General features: G+C 65.3%; 18 protein-coding genes. 8 read left to right on the top strand and 10 right to left on the bottom strand.

Annotated features, from left to right (window positions below; translation table 11 throughout):
- Window positions 1-20: 20 nt before the first annotated feature.
- The 8 genes from QYL91_RS03390 to lipA all read right to left on the bottom strand — a co-directional run bounded on the left by QYL91_RS03390 (window position 21) and on the right by lipA (window position 7,805).
- A complete protein-coding gene (locus QYL91_RS03390) occupies window positions 21-533 on the bottom strand; it encodes a TM2 domain-containing protein (protein WP_302081971.1) in 513 nt (170 codons plus the stop codon).
- The gene (locus QYL91_RS03385) at window positions 534-983 is read right to left on the bottom strand and encodes a DUF2085 domain-containing protein (RefSeq protein ID WP_302081970.1); all 450 of its coding nucleotides are present in this window, start codon (window positions 981-983) and stop codon (window positions 534-536) included.
- A gap of 1 nt (window position 984) precedes the next feature.
- Entirely contained in the window at window positions 985-2,400 is a 1,416-nt protein-coding gene (gene lpdA / locus QYL91_RS03380) for a dihydrolipoyl dehydrogenase (protein ID WP_302081969.1), read from the bottom strand.
- A gap of 55 nt (window positions 2,401-2,455) precedes the next feature.
- A complete protein-coding gene (locus tag QYL91_RS03375) occupies window positions 2,456-2,890 on the bottom strand; it encodes a CBS domain-containing protein (protein WP_302081968.1) in 435 nt (144 codons plus the stop codon).
- A 52-nt stretch (window positions 2,891-2,942) separates the two neighbouring features.
- The gene (locus QYL91_RS03370; protein ID WP_302081967.1) at window positions 2,943-4,664 is read right to left on the bottom strand and encodes a 2-oxo acid dehydrogenase subunit E2; all 1,722 of its coding nucleotides are present in this window, start codon (window positions 4,662-4,664) and stop codon (window positions 2,943-2,945) included.
- A 2-nt stretch (window positions 4,665-4,666) separates the two neighbouring features.
- Complete coding sequence (locus QYL91_RS03365) at window positions 4,667-5,671, bottom strand: alpha-ketoacid dehydrogenase subunit beta (RefSeq protein ID WP_302081966.1); 1,005 nt, start codon at window positions 5,669-5,671, stop codon at window positions 4,667-4,669.
- A complete protein-coding gene (pdhA, locus tag QYL91_RS03360) occupies window positions 5,668-6,792 on the bottom strand; it encodes a pyruvate dehydrogenase (acetyl-transferring) E1 component subunit alpha (protein ID WP_302082825.1) in 1,125 nt (374 codons plus the stop codon). Before pdhA ends, QYL91_RS03365 begins: the two co-directional genes overlap by 4 nt.
- 86 nt (window positions 6,793-6,878) lie before the next feature.
- Window positions 6,879-7,805, bottom strand: a complete 927-nt coding sequence (gene lipA / locus QYL91_RS03355) for a lipoyl synthase (protein ID WP_302081965.1) — start codon at window positions 7,803-7,805, stop codon at window positions 6,879-6,881.
- Between the two features lie 124 nt (window positions 7,806-7,929).
- Here lipA and QYL91_RS03350 point away from each other — a divergent pair, with 124 nt between their 5' ends.
- From QYL91_RS03350 to pheT, 7 genes are all read left to right on the top strand, one after another.
- Entirely contained in the window at window positions 7,930-10,296 is a 2,367-nt protein-coding gene (locus QYL91_RS03350; RefSeq protein ID WP_302082824.1) for a DEAD/DEAH box helicase, read from the top strand.
- Between the two features lie 168 nt (window positions 10,297-10,464).
- Window positions 10,465-10,725, top strand: a complete 261-nt coding sequence (locus tag QYL91_RS03345; RefSeq protein WP_302081964.1) for a DUF8028 family protein — start codon at window positions 10,465-10,467, stop codon at window positions 10,723-10,725.
- 127 nt (window positions 10,726-10,852) lie between these two features.
- Window positions 10,853-11,593, top strand: a complete 741-nt coding sequence (locus QYL91_RS03340) for an endonuclease NucS domain-containing protein (protein ID WP_302081963.1) — start codon at window positions 10,853-10,855, stop codon at window positions 11,591-11,593.
- Between the two features lie 32 nt (window positions 11,594-11,625).
- The gene (gene endA / locus QYL91_RS03335) at window positions 11,626-12,774 is read left to right on the top strand and encodes a tRNA-intron lyase (RefSeq protein ID WP_302081962.1); all 1,149 of its coding nucleotides are present in this window, start codon (window positions 11,626-11,628) and stop codon (window positions 12,772-12,774) included.
- Window positions 12,771-14,438, top strand: a complete 1,668-nt coding sequence (locus tag QYL91_RS03330; protein WP_302081961.1) for a tryptophan--tRNA ligase — start codon at window positions 12,771-12,773, stop codon at window positions 14,436-14,438. Before endA ends, QYL91_RS03330 begins: the two co-directional genes overlap by 4 nt.
- 265 nt (window positions 14,439-14,703) lie before the next feature.
- Window positions 14,704-16,215, top strand: coding sequence for a phenylalanine--tRNA ligase subunit alpha (pheS, locus tag QYL91_RS03325; RefSeq protein WP_302081960.1), 1,512 nt, complete (start codon window positions 14,704-14,706; stop codon window positions 16,213-16,215).
- Window positions 16,215-18,020 carry a phenylalanine--tRNA ligase subunit beta gene (gene pheT / locus QYL91_RS03320; RefSeq protein ID WP_302081959.1) on the top strand — a complete coding sequence of 602 codons (1,806 nt, stop codon included), beginning with the start codon at window positions 16,215-16,217 and terminating at the stop codon, window positions 18,018-18,020. The genes pheS and pheT overlap by 1 nt, the downstream gene beginning before the upstream one ends.
- A 26-nt stretch (window positions 18,021-18,046) precedes the next feature.
- On the opposite strand, the gene QYL91_RS03315 is transcribed toward pheT, so the two are convergent.
- Window positions 18,047-19,099: a quinone-dependent dihydroorotate dehydrogenase gene (locus QYL91_RS03315; RefSeq protein WP_302081958.1), complete on the bottom strand. Its 1,053-nt coding sequence runs from the start codon at window positions 19,097-19,099 to the stop codon at window positions 18,047-18,049.
- Between the two features lie 20 nt (window positions 19,100-19,119).
- On the bottom strand, window positions 19,120-19,317 hold the full coding sequence (locus QYL91_RS03310) for a hypothetical protein (RefSeq protein WP_302081957.1): 198 nt from the start codon (window positions 19,315-19,317) through the stop codon (window positions 19,120-19,122).
- Between the two features lie 249 nt (window positions 19,318-19,566).
- Between QYL91_RS03310 and QYL91_RS03305 the strand changes: the two genes are divergently transcribed.
- Window positions 19,567-19,878, top strand: a complete 312-nt coding sequence (locus QYL91_RS03305) for a non-histone chromosomal MC1 family protein (RefSeq protein ID WP_302081956.1) — start codon at window positions 19,567-19,569, stop codon at window positions 19,876-19,878.
- Window positions 19,879-19,910: the final 32 nt, after the last annotated feature.

The following is a 19,910-nucleotide window of genomic DNA, read 5'->3' as shown; positions in this document are numbered from 1 at the left end:
GGTTCGAACCCCGAGCCAGTTTATCGCCCGAGGATACTGCCGTTGCTCCACTTTTCCTCGTACTCCTGTTCGTCCGCGAGCAACATCAGAATCCCCTCGATGAGGCCCAGAAAAGCCGGAATCGCCGTCCAGAAGAAACACAGGTAGAGGACGCCGTTTCGCATGTTCCCCTGGTAGAACTTGTGAACGCCGAGCCCGCCGACAAGCACCGCGAGTATCCCCGCGATAATCTGGTCGGAGTCGCGTACCCCGCCGGTGGACGGCTGTTCGACCCCGCACTCGGGGCACAGTTCCGCCTGCTTGTAAATCAACTCGCCGCAGTTGACGCAGTACTTTTCGTGTTCACCGCGGTCCCTGTACTCTCCCTCTAGTTGCGCCGACTGCCTCACGCCACACTCCGGACAGATGTCCGCGTCGTCTGCGACCTCGTCTCCGCAGTTGATGCAGTGTTTCATCGTGTTGAAAAGAGTAGGGCTATCGTAGTAAAACTGGGGCCGAGACGCTGGGCCGGTCTTCCCGATTGGGTTGTCCACTCACTCTCGCTGTGAGTCGTGGTACGAGAGGAGCACAGCGGCGAGTACACCGTACCCGACGCCGACGACGACCACGGCGAGCGTTCCACGAACGAACAGGTGCACCAGCCCGAGTCCGTAGCCGTACCCGAGCAGGAATCCAGTACCGGTCCGTCCCGGGTTCGACCCCTCCCACGGAGTCAGCGCGTCCAGACTCCAGTCGAGCAGCGCCGGCAGCGGCAGGACGGCGACGAGCAACACGTGTCCCAGGGATTCCGGCGCTGCGAAGGCGGCCCAGAGACCGACGAGAATCCCGGGATAGATACCAACACAGCGTGCACACACGCGGATTGTCCGCCCCCAAACCACCGGTGCGTAGCAGCGGTCGTACTCCGCGGGCAGGTGATGGGACAGGAGGAACGGACGGGCGCGTGCGAGCCCGCGCCGTAGCTCCTGCCAGTCGACGGCCATCCTAATAATGAACCGAGTGGCCCGCTGCGCCCTTGACGGCCTCGTGGACCGCTTCCGAAAGCGTCGGATGGATGTGGACCGTCGCGGCGACGTCCTCCAGTGTCGCACCCATCTCGATGGCGAGTGCGAGTTCGGCGACCATCTCCGAGGCGTCTGGGCCCACGATTTGCCCGCCGAGGACGAACCCGCTCTCTTCGTCGGCGACGACGCGGACGAACCCCTCTTTTTCGTTCAGCGTGAGCGCGCGCCCGGACGCACGAAGCGGCATCTGTCCGACGATGGGGTCGAATCCCTCCTCTTTGGCTTCTGCTTCGGTCATCCCGACGGTGCCGATTTCGGGGTCGGTAAAGACGGCCGCGGGCATCGCCTGATGGTCCAGCGCCGACGGCTCGCCGGCGATAACTTCGGCGGCGACTTCCCCCTCGCGGAAGGCTTTGTGCGCGAGCATCGGCTCGCCGGCCACGTCGCCGACGGCAAAGACGTGGTCCAGATTCGTCCGGGCCTGGTCGTCGGTCTCGATGAATCCCTCGTCGGTCGTCTCGAGACCCACAGCCTCTAGATTGAGCGTGTCGGTCACCGGCGTTCGGCCGACCGCGACCAGACACTTCTCGGCGTCGAACGTCTGTGTCTCGCCGTCCTCGCCTTCGGTCTCGACGGTCAGTCCGTCGCCGTCTTCCTCCCAGCGCTGGGCGGCCTGGCCGAAGTGAAAGTCCACACCTAACTCCTCGGCCCGTTCCCGGACGACCGCCGAAACGTCCTCCTCGTAGCCATCGAGGATGTCGGGTAACTGCTCGACGACGGTTACGTCCGTACCGAGTTTCTGGAACACCGTCGCCAGTTCCATCCCGATGTAGCCGCCGCCGACGACGACGAGGCTGTCCGGGACCGATTCGAGTGCGAGTGCGTCCCGCGAGGAGAGGATTTGCTCGCCGTCGAACTCGAAACCGGGAATCTGGACTGGGCGGCTTCCAGTCGCCAGCACGGCGTGGTCGAAGGCGACGGTTTCTGACCCTTCGCCCTCGCCCTGGTGGACGATGCGGGCTTTCTCCTCGCTTGCAAACTCCGCACGCCCCTCCACGAGATTTGCCCCCGCGCGTTCACAGAGACTCTCGACGCCTTTCGTGAGCCGCCGGACGAGGCGGTCTTTCCAGGTGACCATCCCCTGCATGTCGACGGCGGGGTCCGCGTAGACGCCCATCTCTTCGGCGTGGCCAGCATCGTGGGCGACGTCCGTCGCTGAGACAAATGCCTTCGAAGGAATACAGCCGTGATTGAGACAGGTGCCACCGTAGGCGTCCATCTCGACGAGCGTCACGTCTATATCCAACTGTGCAGCACGGATGGCGGCGACGTAGCCCCCCGGGCCGCCGCCGACCACGAGCAGTTCCGTTCCGGTCGTGACATCTCCGACAACCATTTGTGGACACTGGCGGTGGGAGGAACTTGAGTCTACCTCCGGGGTCCCTGGCGAGTCACTGCGTTACCGGTGGGTTCAGTTCCGGCCGGTTGCGGAGAATCGTGCCCCGGAGTCGCGGGAGGTAGTGGGTGAGGTCCGTCGTCGTCACGATGCCGACGAGTTCGCCGTCGTCGACAACCGGGAGTCGTCGGACGGAGTTGTTTTTCATCAGTTCGGCCGCCGCGAGGATGCGGTCGTCGCTCCCGACGGTGACGACTGGAGACGACATGAGGTCGGCGACGGTCGTCGTCGCCATATCCGCCCCCGCCGCGAGGACCTCGATGATGTCGGACTGGGTGACGAGGCCCGCGATGGCGTCGGTGTCGTCGCGGACGACGAGCGAGCCGACCCCGTCGGCCCGCATCCGCTGTGCTGCCTCGACAGCCGAGCACTCGGCTGTGACTGTCTGGACGGGCGATGACATCGCACACTCGACGGCAAGTGGTATCATGGCTACTAGATGCCGGCTCGCAGCATAGCTTTGCCGGTGAGTCCGGAGTGGCCTACTCCAGCAACAGGAGCGTCGGGTTCTCAAGATACTCGATGACGGTGTTGGCAAAGCGTGCGGCCTCGGCGCCGTCGATGACGCGGTGGTCGATGGACAGCGAGAGCGGCAGCGTCTGGGCCGCGACGACGTCGCCGGTGCTCGCGGCGTCATCGCCTGCGTTTTCAGACGACTGTGCTGTCTCGCTCTCGACGACCGTCGGGCGCTGTTCGATGCTTCCCAGCCCCAGGATTGCCGTCTCTGGGTAGTTGATGACTGGCGTGGCGTACTCCCCGCCGATGGCGCCGAAGTTGGTGATGGTGAAGGTTCCACCCTGCATCTCCTCGCGCGTGAGGTCACGAGCGCGCGCACGGTCGGCGAGGTCAGCCGTTTCACCCGCCAGTTCGACGATGCCCTTCTCGTCGACGTCCTCCACGACGGGAACCATAAGTCCCGCGTCGGTGGCGACGGCGACGCCGATGTTGTAGAAGTGTTTGTAGACGACCTCCTCGCTGTCCTCGTCGAGTGTCGTGTTGAGAACGGGGAACTGTTTGAGCGCTGCGACGACGGCTTTCATCACGAACGGGAGATACGTCAGCGAGACGCCGCGTGCCTCGGCCCGCTCTTTGAGTTCCGCTCGCGTCGCGACCAGTTCGTCAACGACGGCGGTGTCGTGGTGGGTGACGTGTGGTGCGGTGTAGACGGACTGTTCCATCTGCTTGCCGATGGTCCGCCGGACGCCGCGATACGGCTCCCGCGTGACCTCACCGTCTCCCGTCTCCGGGGTGGCGCCGACGGGGGCTCCCGTGGCGGCGACCTCCCCAGCCTGGTCTTGCTCGCTGGCGGCCGCTGTCTCGCCTTCCCGTTGGACTTGCTGGGCCGCTACGTAGGCCCGCACGTCCTCGGGCTTGACGTACGCCTTGCCGTCGCGGGTGTTCTCGGTCGGGACGGCGTCGATATCGATGCCTTCCTCCCTGGCAAGCCGGCGGGTCGAGGGGGCGGCAAGCGTCTGGTCGCGCTCTGCCGGCCCGCCTGTCGTGGCTGTCTGTCCGTCGGGCTCCGGACTCCTCTTTCTCGTCGCGGACTTGCGCTCTGACTGTTTGCTGTCGGCTCTGGAGACTGCCGAGTTGGCACCCTCGCTTCGCTTCGACACGGCCGATTTCGGTCCGTCGTCGCCGTCCGACCCGTCGTCACTTGCGCCGCTCTCGCCGACTTGCGAGACGGCCGATGCGACCTCTTCGTCGTCAGACCCGCCTTTGCCCGCCGCCTCGCGGACGTCTTGGTCGGTGATGCGTCCGCCGGGCCCGGACCCGGCGACGGTGGTGATGTCGACGCCGAACTCGCGAGCCAGTCGGCGGACGTTCGGCGGAGCGAAGACGCGACCACCGGTACTGGCTGGTGGTTCGTCGTCACTGGATTGTTCTTCGTCGCTCGCTTGTCCACCGTCCGCGTCGTCGATTGCATCGTCGCTGACTTCGATTTCGTCCTCGTCGGGGACCTCGCCGTCGACGTCGATGGTCACGACCACCTCGCCGACGGGCACTATCTCGCCTTCCTCGGCGTGCAGTTCCCGAACCGTTCCGGCGACCGGCGAGGGCAGGTCGACGACGGCCTTGTCCGTCTCGACGTCCGCCAGCACCTCGTCTTCGTCGACGTGGTCGCCGACGGCGACGTGCCACTCGATTAGTTCCCCTTCTGCCACGCCCTCGCCGACGTCGGGAAGTTCGAACTCGAATGCCATGGTTAGAACTCCACCGTCTCCCGAATCTCGTCTTCGATTCGCGCCGCCTCCGGGAGGTAGTAGTCCTCCAGCGCGTACAGCGGGAAGGGAACGTCGAAGCCGGTGACGCGCCCGATTGGCGCTTCCTGGTACAGCAACACCTCCTCCTGGATGGTAGCGATTATCTCGCCGGCCAGCCCGCCCGTCTTCGGCGCTTCGTGAACGACGACCGCCCGGCCGGTCTTCTGGAACGACTCGAGGATGGCCTCGTCGTCCAGCGGCGACAGCGTCCGGAGGTCGACCACCTCACAGTCGATGCCCTCCTCCGCGAGATTCTCGGCGGCTTCTATCGTCGGCCGGGTCATTGCCCCCCAGGTGAACACCGACACGTCGGTCCCTTCCCGGCGGACTGCGGCCTCGCCGAGTTCGACGGTGTAGCGTTCGTCCGGGACGTCCTCGCGGAACGCCCGGTAGATGAGTTTGGGTTCGAGGAAGATGACGGGGTCGGGGTCCCGGATTGCCGCGGCGAGCAGTCCCTTCGTGTCGTAGGGCGTCGAGGGGACGACGACCTTCAGACCGGGCTGGTGGGCGAAAAACGCCTCCGTCGACTCGGAGTGGTGTTCGGGTGCGCGGATGCCGCCGCCGTAGGGCGCACGGATGACCATTGGACACGTAAAGCGGCCACGACTGCGCGTGCGCAGGCGCGCAGCGTGGCTCACTATCTGGTCGAACGCCGGGTAGATAAAGCCCAGAAACTGGATTTCGGGCACCGGCCGGAGACCGTAGGCGGCCATCCCGACGGCGGTGCCGACGATGCCCGACTCGGCGAGTGGCGTGTCGACGACCCGCTGGTCGCCAAACTCCTCGTGGAGGCCCTGCGTGGCCCGGAAGACCCCGCCGTTTTCGCCGACGTCTTCGCCCATCACGATGACGTCCTCGTCCCGTTGCATCTCGCCGTAGAGTCCGTCCCGGACCGCCTGGACGAGCGTGAGACTCTGGGAGTCTGTCGTTTGCTCTTGCTGGCTCATTCCAGTAACACCTCGTCGTCGTGGTCGGCGCGCAGTCGTTCGAGATAGTCGAGTTGCTCCTGGAGACGCTGTGGCATGTCCGCGTAGACGTGGGCGAACATCTCTTCGGTGTCGGGCCGCGCTGTCGCCTCGGCCGCGTCGATGGCCTCGGCGACCTCCGTTTCGACCTCGCTTTCGATTGCGGCGACGCGCTCGTCGTCGAGCAGGCCGCGGTCCCGGAGGAACTGCTCCATCCGGGGAATCGGGTCCTTTCGCTTCCAGCGTTCGACCTCCTCGTCGTCGCGGTAGACCGAGGGGTCGTCTGCGGTGGTGTGCGCGCCGAACCGATACTGGACCGCCTCGATGAGCGTCGGCCGCGTCGCCGAGCCGACGGCGTCGTTTCCGCCCTCGCCGCTCTTTGCCTTCTCGACGGCCTCCTTGGTGACCTGATAGACCGCGAGCGGGTCCATCCCGTCGACCTGGACGCCCTCGAAGCCGTAGGCCCAGGCTTTCTGTGCCAGGGTCGAACTCGCAGACTGGCGCTCACGCGGGACCGAAATCGCCCACTGGTTGTTGTTACAGAAGAAGATAGCGGGCACGTCGAAGACGCCGGCGAAGTTCAGTCCCTCGTGGAAATCCCCTTCAGAGGTTGCGCCGTCGCCGAAGTAACTGAGGAACGCGCGGTCCTCGCCCTTGAGTTTGGAGGCCCACGCCGCACCGGTCGCGTGGGGAATCTGGGTGGCGATGGGGACTGCGATGGTGAAGATGTTGATGCCTTCGGGGGCGACGTTACCCTCCTCGCTGCCCATCCAGTAGAGGAGAATCTTCTCCAGTGGCCACCCCATCACGTAGGCGACGACGTGCTCGCGGTAACTCGGGAACGCCCAGTCTTCCTCGGCGAGTGCGTGGGCGCTCCCGACCTGTGCGGCTTCCTGGCCGGCAAGCGGGGGATAGGTTCCCATCCGGCCTTGGCGCTGGAGGCTCACCGCGCGCTGGTCGAAGTGGCGGCCGAGTTTGAGTTCGCGGTACATCTCGACGAGTTCCTCGTCGCTCAAGTCCGGCACTTCCGCACCTTCGCGAACCTGGCCGTCTTCGTCGATGATGCCGACCCGGTCGTCCGGGTCACGCTGGAGTGAACTCAGAAAGACCACCTGCCTGATACTGGCATATGTTAGAACATCACGCGGCGACGGCTTAGGGTTTTCGCGGGAATCGGTGGCGTCGTCGGTCAGTCACCGCGGGCCTGCTGGCGCGCAGTCGCCGCCGACGCGCCGTCGCGTTCGAGTGCCTCGACGAACAGTTCGCCGGCGCGGTACGACGAGCGCACCATCGGTCCCGAGGCACAGTACAGAAAGTCGAGTTCCTCTTCGGCGACCCGCTGCCAGGTGTCGAAGGCGTCGGGGTGGACGTACTCGGAGACGTCAAGATGCGACCGGGAGGGCTGGAGATACTGCCCCAGCGTGACGATGTCGACGCCGACGCTGCGCAGGTCCCCGAGCGTCTGGTACACCTCGTGGTCGTACTCGCCGATGCCGAGCATGATGCTCGTCTTCGCGTAGGCGTCGCTCTCGGTGGCAATCTGGCGGAGTACGGAAAGGGACTGCTCGTAGCCGGCCCGCCGGTCGCGGACCGGCCACTGCAGTCGCTCGACCGTCTCGACGTTGTGGGCGAGTACGTCCGGTTCGGCGTCGATGACCTTCTCGACGAGTCTCCGCTCGCCCTGGAAGTCCGGAATCAGCGCCTCGACCAGCACGTCGCTGTCCTGGCGCTTGATTTCTCGGATGGTTTCGGCGAAGTGGCCCGCGCCCTGGTCGGAGAGGTCGTCGCGGTCGACGCTCGTCAACACGACGTAATCGAGGCCGATGTCGCTGACTGCGCTGGCGACCTGTGCTGGCTCGTCGGGGTCGAGCGGGTCCATCCCGCCGGTTTCGACGTCACAGAAGTTACAGCCACGGGAGCAGCGGTCGCCCATCAGCATGAACGTCGCCGTGCCGGGTCCCTCCCGACCGCTCCAACAGTCCCCCATGTTCGGGCAGTTTGCCTCCTCACAGACCGTATGGAGGTCGCGGTCGCGCAGCGACTGCTTGATGTCGGTAAAGCGCTCGCCCGATGGGGGACGCATCTTCAGCCAGTCGGGCTTGCGAGCGCGACTCATTGCCGGGCGTTAGGTGCGGGTCGGCAAAAGAGTGGCGCGGCTCCGCTCACCGCGCCATAGAAACGCCTTTGCTCCCCCGGACCTGCCTCCCACTGTGACCGGCCACGCCGACGCCACGACCGAAATCCCCGTCGGGGACGTCCTCCCGGAGTTTGCGGCGGCGTTTCCCTTCGACCGTTTCAACGCGATGCAGACCGAAGCGTTGCCCGCGCTCCTGGACAGCGAGGACAACGTCGTCGTCAGCGCGCCCACCGCGAGCGGCAAGACCGCCATCGCGGAAGTGGCCATCTGCGAGACGCTGAAAACGGACGGGACTGCCCTCTTTCTCGCTCCGCTCCGTGCGCTCACCAACGAGAAAGAGCGCGAGTGGGAGCGCTTCGAGGACCTCGGCTACTCCGTCTACGTCGTCACCGGCGAGCGCGACCTGAACCCGCGGCGTGCCGAACGCGCCGACATCCTCGTGATGACACCGGAGAAGGCCGACTCCGCCACCCGAAAGCACGACTCGCGGCGCTACTCCTTTGTCACCGACGTGGACTGCTGTGTCATCGACGAGGTGCACCTCCTCGACTCCGAGCGCCGGGGGAGTGTCCTCGAAGTGACCATCTCGCGGCTCCGCCGGCTCTGTGACCCCCGCGTGGTCGCGCTCTCGGCGACGATGCCCAACATCGAGGACGTGGCCGAGTGGCTCGACGCCCCCGAGTCGGGCACCTTCGCCTTCGACGAGTCCTACCGCCCCGTTCCGCTGGAAGCCGACGTGGCGACCTACAGCCACGGCGAGAACGCCTTCGCAGACAAATATCGCCGCCTCTATCGTGCGCTCGACCTCACCGAACAGCACGTCCGCGATGAGGGACAGGCGCTCGTCTTTGTCTCCTCCCGGCAGGACACCGTCCAGGCCGCAAAGAAGACTCGCGACGAACTCGCCGAGCGTGACGTCCCAATCGGCGCGCGCGGCGACTACGACTTTCATACTGACGCTGCCGAACTTTCCAACGATACCCTTCGCCAGTCCGTCCTCGACGGCGTGGGCTTTCACCACGCCGGCCTCTCGCGGGACGACAAGAACCTCGTCGAGCAGTGGTTCCGCGAGGGCAAGATTCAGCTGCTCTTCTCGACGTCGACGCTCGCGTGGGGCGTGAACCTCCCCGCCCGCTGTGTCGTCATCCGGGACACCAAACTACACGACCCGCTGGAGGGCGAGGTGGACATGAGCCCGCTGGACGTGCTCCAGATGCTCGGTCGGGCGGGCCGGCCGGGCTACGACGACCAGGGGTACGCCTGGGTCATCTGTGACCGCTCGGACGTCGACCGCTACCAGGCGCTGCTCGAAGACGGCAAGACCATCGAGTCGCGGCTGGCCGACCTCCCGGACGGCGGTGCCGACAGCCGGGTTGCAAGCGACCTCGCGGTCCACCTCAACGCCGAAATCGCACTCGGCACCGTCACCGACGTCGACGAGGCGATGGACTGGCTAGAGACGACGTTCTACTACGTGCGCGCCCAGCGCGCGTCGGGGTACGCCGAGGACCACCGCGAACGCGTCAGTGCCGCACTGGAGTGGCTCGTCGAGCGCTCCTTTGTCGAGATGGACGGGCTGGCAATCGAACCTTCGCCGCTGGGCCGTCTCGCCTCGAAGTTCTACCTCCGTCTGGAGACGGCCCGTCACTTCGCCGACCTCACCGACCGCGAGGGCCTCTCGGCGCTGGACGTGTTGCGGACCGTCGCCAGTACGACCGAGTTCCAGAGTGTCAGCGCCCGCAGCGACGAGGAAGACGCCGTCGACGCTGTTCTCGGCCAGACGGCGACCGACATGGACGCGGGACCGCGGAAGGTCCTCGCTATCCTCCGGGCGGGGATGGACGGCAACACGCCGGGGTCGCTGAAGAGTGACGCGTGGATTATCCGCCAGAATGCGCTCCGACTGTTCGCCGCACTCCGGGCTATCGTCGACCGCTTTGGCACGCCCGAACAGGCGAACCTCGTCAGCCGGGTCGAGGCCCGCGTTGACCACGGCGTCAGCGAGGATGCCGTGGGGCTGACCGCAATCGAAGGCGTCGGCGCCGGACGCGCGCAGACGCTCGCGGCCGCCGGATTCCAGACGCCTGCTGACGTTCTCGACGCGGGCGTCGACCGACTGGCTGCGGCCGGCCTCAGCGAGAGCGTCGCCGAGCGCGTCGTCGAGAGCGCGCGCGACCTGCCGGCGATAACTGTCGACTGGGGCGCGGTGCCCGAGACGATAGCGCGCGGCGAACGCACGCTGCGGGAGGTGACCGTGCGCACGGACGCGGGCAACGCCCGCGCGGGACTTCGCGTGACGGTCAACGGCCGCGAGATGACACGCAAGGACAGCTATCTCGGCGAAACGACACTGCCCGTCGCCATCTTCGGCGGCGACGATACCGAACTCGAATTTACCGTCCACGTCACCTTCCCCGACCTCCCGCTCACGCCAGTCGAGTGGAGTCGCACCCTTCGAGTGACCGACTAACCCGGGCGCAGAAAAACGTCTCAAATCACTCTATAAATTTTTTAATCGATTCTGGGGAAGTTGTGAAAGGTTTCACGGGGCCTGTGAAACCCTCACATGAATCGAAAAAGAGTCCGAAATCGGGCTAGCGGTCTATCGCTTATATGATGCTGTCTGTTGTACCCCGAAATGAGGAGTCCCACCGTGTCCAATGCTTCCCCGCTCGAATCCGATTCCGCTGTTCCCCAGCAGCGCGTCGACGTCCAGTCCCTTCGCCAGATGTGCCTGCCGGCGCTCCGGTTTGCCGGCTTCTGGACGGCGGTAGTGTTGCCGTTCGTCCTCACGAGCCTGCTCGTCAGTGGCTACGTCTCCCAGTACCCACGGCTGGTTGGCGGCCTCCTGGCGCTGAACTTCCTCGGGCTCGTGCTCGGTCGGAACCACAACCAGTAGCGTCGGCCTGGTGGACTCCTCGACTGTATCGCCAGCCAACCCACCACACTTCGGGGTTGCCCACCCCATTCGAATCCACTTTCCTGCGCCCGAACCTTTAGATACCAGACCGCGACCAGCCCGGTCTATGCCTGACTGTACACACGTCATCGCAGGCACCTGTACCACGACGTTCACCGGCGACCGCGACCGCCACCAGCACGGCGACGTGCTCGTGGTGATAAAGCCCGACGGGACGACGCTCGTCCACGACGCCGCCGGCTACCAGCCGGTCGCGTGGCTCACCCGTCCGGAGTCGGTCACCGTGGGCCAGGAGCGTGTGACTGCAAGCGACGGCGACCAGAAACTCACTATCGACATCCACCGCGCGCACACACGCGGGCGCTATCCAACGACCGACGCCGGCGTCCCCGTCGGTGACTGCCCTGATTGTGACGGCCGTCTCGTCCGAACTCGGGGGGCCGTCTCCTGTCCGGAGTGTGACCGACGATACGGCCTGCCCGCCGACGCAACTGTCACCGACGAAACCTGCGACTGTGGCCTCCCTCGCCTTCGGGTCGAGCGCGGCGCTTCCTTTGTCGTCTGTCTCGACAGAGCGTGTGAGTCGCTGGACGAGCGCGTCCGGAAAGCGTTCGACCGCGAGTGGACCTGTCCGGAGTGTGGGGGTGACCTTCGCGTGCTCCGCCGTGGCGGCCTCATCCTGGGCTGTGAGCAGTACCCCGACTGCGAGACTGGCTTTGCCTTTCCCAGCGGTGTCCACGACGGGGAGTGTGAGTGTGGGCTCCCGGCCTTCGAGACGGGGTCCGGTCGGCGGTGTCTGGACAGCAACTGTGGCCATCTCGCGGAGCAAGCGACGAGTGCACCGTAGGGAACTTCAATCGCGGGCGCGCACGCGAGAACATGGATGCGACATTCGATGGCGACCTCGTCCGCGCCGGCCGACAGGCTCGCGAGCAGTTCTACGACGCCCGCGGGTACGGCCGCCCGGACGACGGCGGCGTCGTCCTCGACCCGGTCGAGGCGGCACACCTGCTCTACCGGGGGGACCTCGACGCGGTCGTCGACGGCCGTTCGGAGGACCGGGACCGACTGGACTTTCGTGCTTTTCTGGCCTCGACGGCCGTCTCAGAGGTCGCTTTCTTCGTCTACAAGGACCTCCGCGACCGGGGGTTCTACCTCTCTCCCACCCGGGAAGACTGGGTCGACGTGGCGACCGGTGACTTCGTCGTCTATCCGCGCGGGCAGGGACCGTGGGACGACGCCGTCGCCTACCGGGTCCGGGCCGTCAGTGAACGTGCGGACGTAAGCGCCGAGATGCTTGAGACGCTCGCGACAGCAGGTGACAGCGAGGACGCAGGAGGCGAGGACGCAGGGAGCGATGCGACTGAGTCCTCGAAAACAGCGAGCGACGACGAGGGGACTGGCGTCCTCGCCGTCGTCGACGAGGAGAGCGAACTCACCTATCTGGAAGTCACCAGTCCCGCTATCACGGGCTCGACTCACCACGACATCTCGGCGGTCACCGGGGACCTGCTGTCCGACCGCGTGCTCGTCTGGGAGCCATCCTCGAACCTCCACGACCGGGCGTTCTACGGCCAGCGACTCGACGACAACGGTGGTGCCGTCCAGTTGTCGCTGGTCGAAGGCGCGTATCTCGCCAGCCAGGGGACGCTTTCGCTCGCCAGTGACGACGCCACAGATGGGGTGGACGACGAACAGGCGGTCGTCGACCGGGGGCGGGCGGTCGAAGGCGAGCGGTTCGACCGCAGACTGCGCGTCTACAGCGCGCTCCGGACTGCCGGCGTCGTTCCCAAGACCGCGTTCAAATTCGGTGCGGACTTCCGGACCTACGCCGACGTCGAGAGCGTCGACAATCTGGGTCACTCAGAACTGCTCGTGCGGGTCCTGTCGCCGACCCACGCCTTCGCGCCGCGGGACCTGGCGCTTGACGTGCGACTGGCCCACGGCGTGCGGAAGCGAATGGTTTTTGCGCTGACCGGCGCGAACGAAGGCATAGACTGGCTCTCGGTGAGCCGACTCACACCATGACCGACGACAGCGACCCCACGACCGACGAACAGACTGCCGGCGAGCGCACCGACGCGCCAGCGACTCCGACAGAACTCCGCGCTGACGGCGGGACGGCAGGGGCAGACGATGAGGCGTCCGCGTCGCCTCGGACAGACGGCGGCGTCGCAGGCGCTGACGACGTTGCGCTGGACCCGTGGGGTTCCTCGACGGTCTCCGATTACCGCAAACTCTTCGAGCAGTTCGGTATCGAGCAGTTCGAGGACATCCTCGACGAGGTGCCAGACCCCCACTATCTGATGCGCCGCGGGGTCATCTTCGGCCATCGCGAGTACCGCCAGATTGCCAGCGCGATGGTCAACGACGAACCGTTCGCCGCGCTGTCGGGATTCATGCCGACCGGCGACCCCCACATCGGCCACAAACTCGTCTTCGACGAAATCATCTGGCACCAGCAACAGGGCGGCGAGGCCTACGGCCTCATCGCGGACCTCGAAGCCCACAGCGCTCGCGGCCTCTCGTGGGACGAAATCGACGAACACGCGCGCAACTACATTCTCTCGCTGCTCGCGCTGGGTTTCGACCCCGAGGAGGGCGAACTGTATCGTCAGTCCGAGAACCGCGAGGTCCAGGACCTGGCGTTCGAACTCGGGGCGGAGGCGAACTTCTCGGAGCTGCAGGCTATCTACGACTTCGACGGCGAGACCGACGTCTCGCACATGCAGTCGGTCGTCACGCAGATGGCCGACATCCTCTATCCGCAACTGGACGAGCCGAAACCGACCGTGATTCCGGTCGGCCCGGACCAGGACCCTCACATCCGGCTCTCCCGGGACCTGGCCCAGCGGATGCGATACTTCGGGGTCACGGAGGCGTACGCCAGTTTCGAGGTCGACGACGCCCAGCGTCAGTTGCTCGCCTATGCCCACCAGACGCTTACCGACCGCCACCCCGACGACACTATCCGGTGTGGCGACGCCGCCGAACTGCTGGAGGGCGAGCGCGAACCCGGCGCGACCGACGTCGAGGCGACGACGCTCGACTCGACGATTACGATGCTCCGGGAGGCCGGGAAGGAACCGCTCCGGCCGCGGGTGCGCATCCTCGACCGGCGGGCGACCGACGAGGCCTTCGACGCACTTATCGAGGCCATCGACGGCGAAAAGCGAGTCTACGACAACCACATCGACACCTTCGAACTCTCCCGTGCGGAGGCCGAACAACTGGCCCGGGACGTGGAACTGGACCACGGCGGCTACGGCTTCCAGTTGCCCTCCTCTATCTACCACCGCTTTATGACCGGCCTCACCGGTGGGAAGATGTCCTCCTCTATTCCGGCCTCGCACATCAGTCTGCTCGACGACCCAGACGAGGGCTACGACAAAGTGAAGGCCGCGACGACGGGCGGTCGGGAGACCGCCGAGGAACAGCGCGAACTCGGCGGGAAAGCCGACGAATGTCCGGTGTACGAACTGTACGCCTACCTGCTCTCCGGCGACGACGACGAGTTCGCAAAGGAGGTCTACGACGAGTGTGTCGGCGGCGAACGGCTCTGTGGCGGGTGCAAAGAACAGGCCGCCGAACTGATGGAGGAGTTTCTCGCCGAGCACCAGGAGAAACGCGCCGAGTGGGAGGACAAACTCGACGAACTGGACATCGACCTCGACTCCGAGCGCAAGCGGTAGTCACGCGACTCGCGGATACGCGACCCAGAACGTTTTTGCGGCCCCGTCACAACCGCTCGCATATGGCATCCGAACCCCTGCCACGGTGTATCGCTCGCCAGCAGTCGGCAGTCGCTGGGTTCGGCTTTGTTTTCGCCTGAGTCGGGCGGCGGACTCGCGGCGGCGATAACACGCCGGTGCGACGAAACCGCCTCTCTTCTGGGCGCGTCTGGCGTCCCCGAGTAAGAACCGTTAACTGACGATACTGCGGTATTCCCATCAACGAATGAAACTGCCACACACACAACTCGCGGTGCTAGAAGCCGCGAGCGCCGAGGAGGACCGACCGACAACAGAGGTCGCGTCGGCGGCCGACCTGAAACCCGAAGCCGCCACCCGCGCCGCGTTCGAACTCGAAGAAGCAGGTCTCGTCACCGTCTCCGAAGAGACCGACGACTCGGTCTCGCTGACCGACGAGGGCCACACCTACGTCGAGGAGGGGCTGCCCGAACTCAGTCTCTACGAGGCCGCTCTCGACGCTGGTGCCGACGAGGACCCCGCCTCGCTGGGCGAACTGCTCGGTGCCGCGGGGCTGGACGGCCCGGCCGTCGACATCGCGCTCGCGAACTTCGCCCGGAAGGGGTACGGCAGCGTCGACAGCGGCGACGTCTCGGCCGACCCCGACGCCGACCCGGCGACTGACGCCGAACGGCTCGCGCTCGAACAGTTGGCCGAAGACGGCGAGTCGGATGTCGACGCTGACGTCCTCGACCAGCTAGAGAGTCGCGGCCTCATCGCACGCTCCGAGTCGACCGTACGCTCGGTTCGCCTGACCGACGAGGGCGTGAACGCGCTGATGGAGGGTATCGAAGTCGCCGAGACCGTCGACCAGCTCACCCCCGAGATGCTCACCAGCGGCGAGTGGGAAGACGTGGAGTTCACCGAGTACAACGTCGAGGCTGACGCCGAGCAGGTCCAGGGTGGCAAAGAACACATCCTCCGCCAGACCGCAAACCGCGTCAAGGACGTCCTGGTCGGGATGGGCTTCGAGGAGATGGAGGGTCCACACGCCGACGCGCAGTTCTGGATCAACGACTGTCTGTTCATGCCCCAGGACCATCCTGCGCGAACCCACTGGGACCAGTTCGCACTGGAGACGCCCGACGAGATTCGGGACCTGCCCGAGGACCTCGTCGACCGGATTCACACCGCACACAAAGAAGGTGTCGGCGAGGACGGCGAAGGCTACCACTCGCCGTGGACCGAGGAGACCGCGCGCCGCCTCGACCTTCGGGGCCACACTACGTCGCTGTCGATGCGGTATCTCTCGGGTCATCAGGTCGGTGACCTCGAACCGCCACAGCGGTACTTCAGCGTCGAGAAGGTGTACCGCAACGACACGCTGGACCCGACGCACCTGCTCGAATTTTTCCAGATTGAAGGGTGGGTGATGGCAGAGGACCTCTCCGTGCGTGACCTCTTTGGCACGTTCACGGAGTTTTACGAACAGTTCGGTATCACGGACCTGGAGTTCAAACCCCACTACAACCCCTACACGGAGCCGTCGTTCGAACTGTTCGGCGAACACCCCGAGACCGGCGAAATCGTCGAGGTCGGTAACTCGGGCATCTTCCGTGACGAAGTGACCGACCCGCTCGGCGTCGACTGTGACGTGATGGCGTGGGGACTCTCACTGGAACGACTACTGATGCTCATGTACGGCTTCGAGGACATCCGCGACGTGCACGGGACGCTGTGTGACTTAGAACTGCTGCGGGACGTGGAGGTGGTGTACTGATGCCGGTCGTCGATGTCGATCCCGACGAACTGCGCGAGCTGACCGGTCACGACGAGAAAAGCAACGACGAACTGCGGTCGGACCTGTTCGACCTCGGTCTGGAGTTCGAAGGCTGGACCGAGGACGACGAGTTCCAACTGGAGTTTGCGCCTGACCGTCTCGACCGCCTCTCGGTTGAGGGTGTCGCGCGGTCGCTGCGCTACCAGTACGGCGACGCACGCGGCGTCTACGTCCCCAGCACCAACGACGCCGACTGGACCATCCAGGTCGAGGACCAGCCCGACGACCGGCCCTACATCACCGGGGCAATCGTCCGCGGACTGGACATGGGCGAGGACGCACTGGAGTCGCTCATTCAGCTCCAGGAGAAGTTGCACGCGACGATGGGCCGCCAGCGCGCGAAAGGTGCCATCGGTGTTCACGACCTGACGATGCTGAAGGGCCGCGAGGCGCGTAGCGCCTCGGAACAATCGAGCGGCGACGAGCCGCGAGACGCCGCCGCGACCGACCAGGGCCGGGCGAACAAATCGGTCACCTACACCAGCGTCGACCCGACCGAGGATTCGTTCGTTCCGCTGGAGACCAACGAGGAGATGACACCCGCCGAGGTGCTCGACCGCCACCCAACCGGCGAGACCTACGCCGACCTCGTGGACTCTTTCGACCGCTATCCGGCAATCTACGACGCCATCGGGCTGTTCTCGTTCCCGCCGGTCATCAACGGCAGTCGGACCGAGGTCACCACCGGCTCGCGTGACCTCTTCATCGAGATGACCGGGACCGACCAGTGGACCATCGACCACATGCTCTCTATCGTCTGCTATGCGCTGTCGGCGCGTGGCGGCCAGGTCGAACAGGTCAACGTCGAGTACGGCGACGATACGACTGGGGAGTACGCCGGCCAGACGATCGTGCGCCCGGACTTCTCGGTCAAGACCAAGACTGTTTCCCACGACCGTATCGAGTCGATTCTCGGCATCTCCTTGAGCGGCGAGGAAGTCGTCGACTGCGCCGAGCGCGCCGGACTGGACGCCGCGCAGGCAGACACCGACGGTGAGGCCGTCGAGTACGACGTGGACGTCCCGCCGTATCGGGTGGACGTGCTCCATCCGCTGGATGTCATCGACGACATCGGGCGGGCCTACGGGTTCAACGAACTCGAACCGAAGTACCCCGACGTGTCGACGGTTGGCGGGCGCCACGAGCGCTCCCGGCTCGAGGACGCCGCTCGCGATGCACTCGTCGGGCTTGGCTTCGAGGACCTGCTGAACTTCCACATGATAAACGAGGCCGAGAACTTCGAACGACTCAATCTCGACCCCGAGCAGAGCGACGCCGACGGCCCGGTCGGTGCCGCCCCGCCGGTCACCATCATGGAACCGTACAGCGAGGACTACACCATGCTCCGGACGTGGGCGCTGCCCTCGCTGTTGATGGTCTTAGAGAACAACACTCACCGCGCTTACCCGCAGGACCTCTCGGAAATCGGCCTTGGTGCCCACGTGGACGACAGCGAGAACACCGGCGTCGCCGAACACCGGACGGTCGCGGGCGTCCTCGCGCGGACGGAGGCATCCTACGAGGACGCGAAGGGTCGCCTCCAGGCTATCGCCGACTCGTTCGGCAAAACGCTGGAAACGCCCCCGACTGAGCATCCAACCTTCATCGACGGCCGGACCGCAGAAGTCGTCCTCGACGGCGAGTCGGTCGGCGTCGTCGGCGAGATTCACCCGTCGGTGCTCGTCGAACACGACCTCGAACTACCGGTTGCGGCCTTCGAGTTCCGACTGGACGGACTCGAATAGTACTCGGCGTCGAAAATCTTTCTCCGTTACAGGTCCGCGCCGACTGCTTCGTCGACGCTGTCGAACCCGTCCTGTTCTAACAGTTCGAGCAATCCCCGGTTAATCTCCTGGGAAATCGAGGGGCCCCGATAGACGAGGCCGGTGTACAACTGGACGAGGCTGGCGCCGGCACGAATCTTCCGGTAGGCACCCTCGGCGGTGGAGACGCCACCGACGCCGACGACGGGCACGTCCGTCCGTTCGGCAACGAAGCGGACCATCTCCGTCGCTTCTCCCTCGATTGGCTTGCCCGAGAGCCCGCCCTCCTCGGTCCGATTCGGCGACCGAAGCGAGGCCGGCCGCTCGGTGGTGGTGTTGGTCGCGACCACGCCATCCAAATCGAACTCCGAGACGATGTTCAGTGCGTCCTCGACGGCTGGCTCGGGCAGGTCCGGGGAGAGTTTCACCAGCAGTGGGCTTGCGCCGACATCGGTCAGTGTCTCGAAGATCGCGGCCATCGAGTCGCGGTTCTGGAGTTCCTCGAACCCCTGTGAGTTGGGACAGGAGACGTTGACGACGAAAAAGTCGGCCCCCTCGGCGACGCGCTCGTAGGTTCGGCGGTAGTCCGCGGGCGCGTCCGCGGGTGCGACGTGTTCTGTCTTTGCGATGTTGACGCCGACCGGGACGTTGACGTCCGTCCGGAGCAATCGGCGACCGACTACGTCCGCGCCGTCGTTGTTCAGTCCCATCCGGTTGATGAGGGCTTCATCGTCGGGGAGCCGGAACATCCGCGGGCGGGAATTCCCCTCCTGTGGCTCGGCAGTCACACCGCCGACTTCGACGAACCCGAAGCCAAGCGACTGCAACGCACCGGAAATTTCGGCGTTCTTGTCGAAGCCGGCGGCGACGCCGACCGGGTTGGGGAACTGCTGACCGAAGGCCTCTGTCTGCAACCGGTCGTCTGTGACCTGGTAGTGTGATTCGAGGCGGTCCGCAAGCGGTGTCGCCTGTAGTCCCCGAAGGCCAGTGTGGACTGCGGTGTGGGCTGTCTCAGGGGGTAGGCGGAACAGAAGTGGCTTGGCGAGGTCGTACAGTGTCATAGACGTGGCGATGGTGTCGCTCAAAACTCGTGTTCGACGTCGTCGGCGTCCGCTTTCTGGATGATAATCTTGTCCTCGCGCACGCGGACGAACACTTCGTCTCCGATTTCCATCCCTGCAACGGCGAGCTCGTCCTCGTGGAGGTTGATGTGGACGTTGTGGTACTCGCCGTCTTCGTCTTTTGCGCCACTCGGGCTGAGCTTCTTCTTTCGAACCATCGCGCTAACCTAGTCGGTGGTTCGCCCCAGGATACACTTAAGTCTACCGCGCTGTCCGTCGACCGGCCGTACTCCTGCCTTACCTCGACTGTCCGCGCGCGAGGTCTCTGCCGGGGTTGAACGGCTCACAGCCGGTGTCGCTGTCGGGGGTGCGCAGTCGCCTTTATAAAGATACCGCCGCACGGCGGCCGGATTTGGGGGTATATTTATAATGCATCATGTGCTGAACCCACATGGAGCGGTAAAACCATGGCACGAGACAACGATAAGCGCAACTTTGCGCTCCGAACAGATGATGGTGAAGAGACGAGTGTCTTCTCTGGCGGGACTCCCCGACAGGCAGCACTCAAAGCGGCGCGCCGACTCGACCCGGCACCGTCTGAAGACAGCGCTGACCCCGAACAACTCCGCCTCCGCGAGAAGGGAACCCACAAGGTTCACATCTACGAGGGGTGGGCCTGGGAGGAGGAAGCGCCCGACGACAAGCCCGACTGGATGCCCGGCGACATCACGAAGGGCAACGTCTCCAAGGAAGGCGTCGAACACCTCGACGATATCTAGTCGCACACATTCCTTTCTTTGCGCTGCCGGCA

Origin of the sequence: Salinibaculum rarum (genome assembly GCF_030505615.1) — an archaeon.
In the GTDB taxonomy this organism is placed as follows: domain Archaea; phylum Halobacteriota; class Halobacteria; order Halobacteriales; family Haloarculaceae; genus Salinibaculum; species Salinibaculum rarum.
This window is presented reverse-complemented; position numbering and strand designations above follow the sequence as displayed.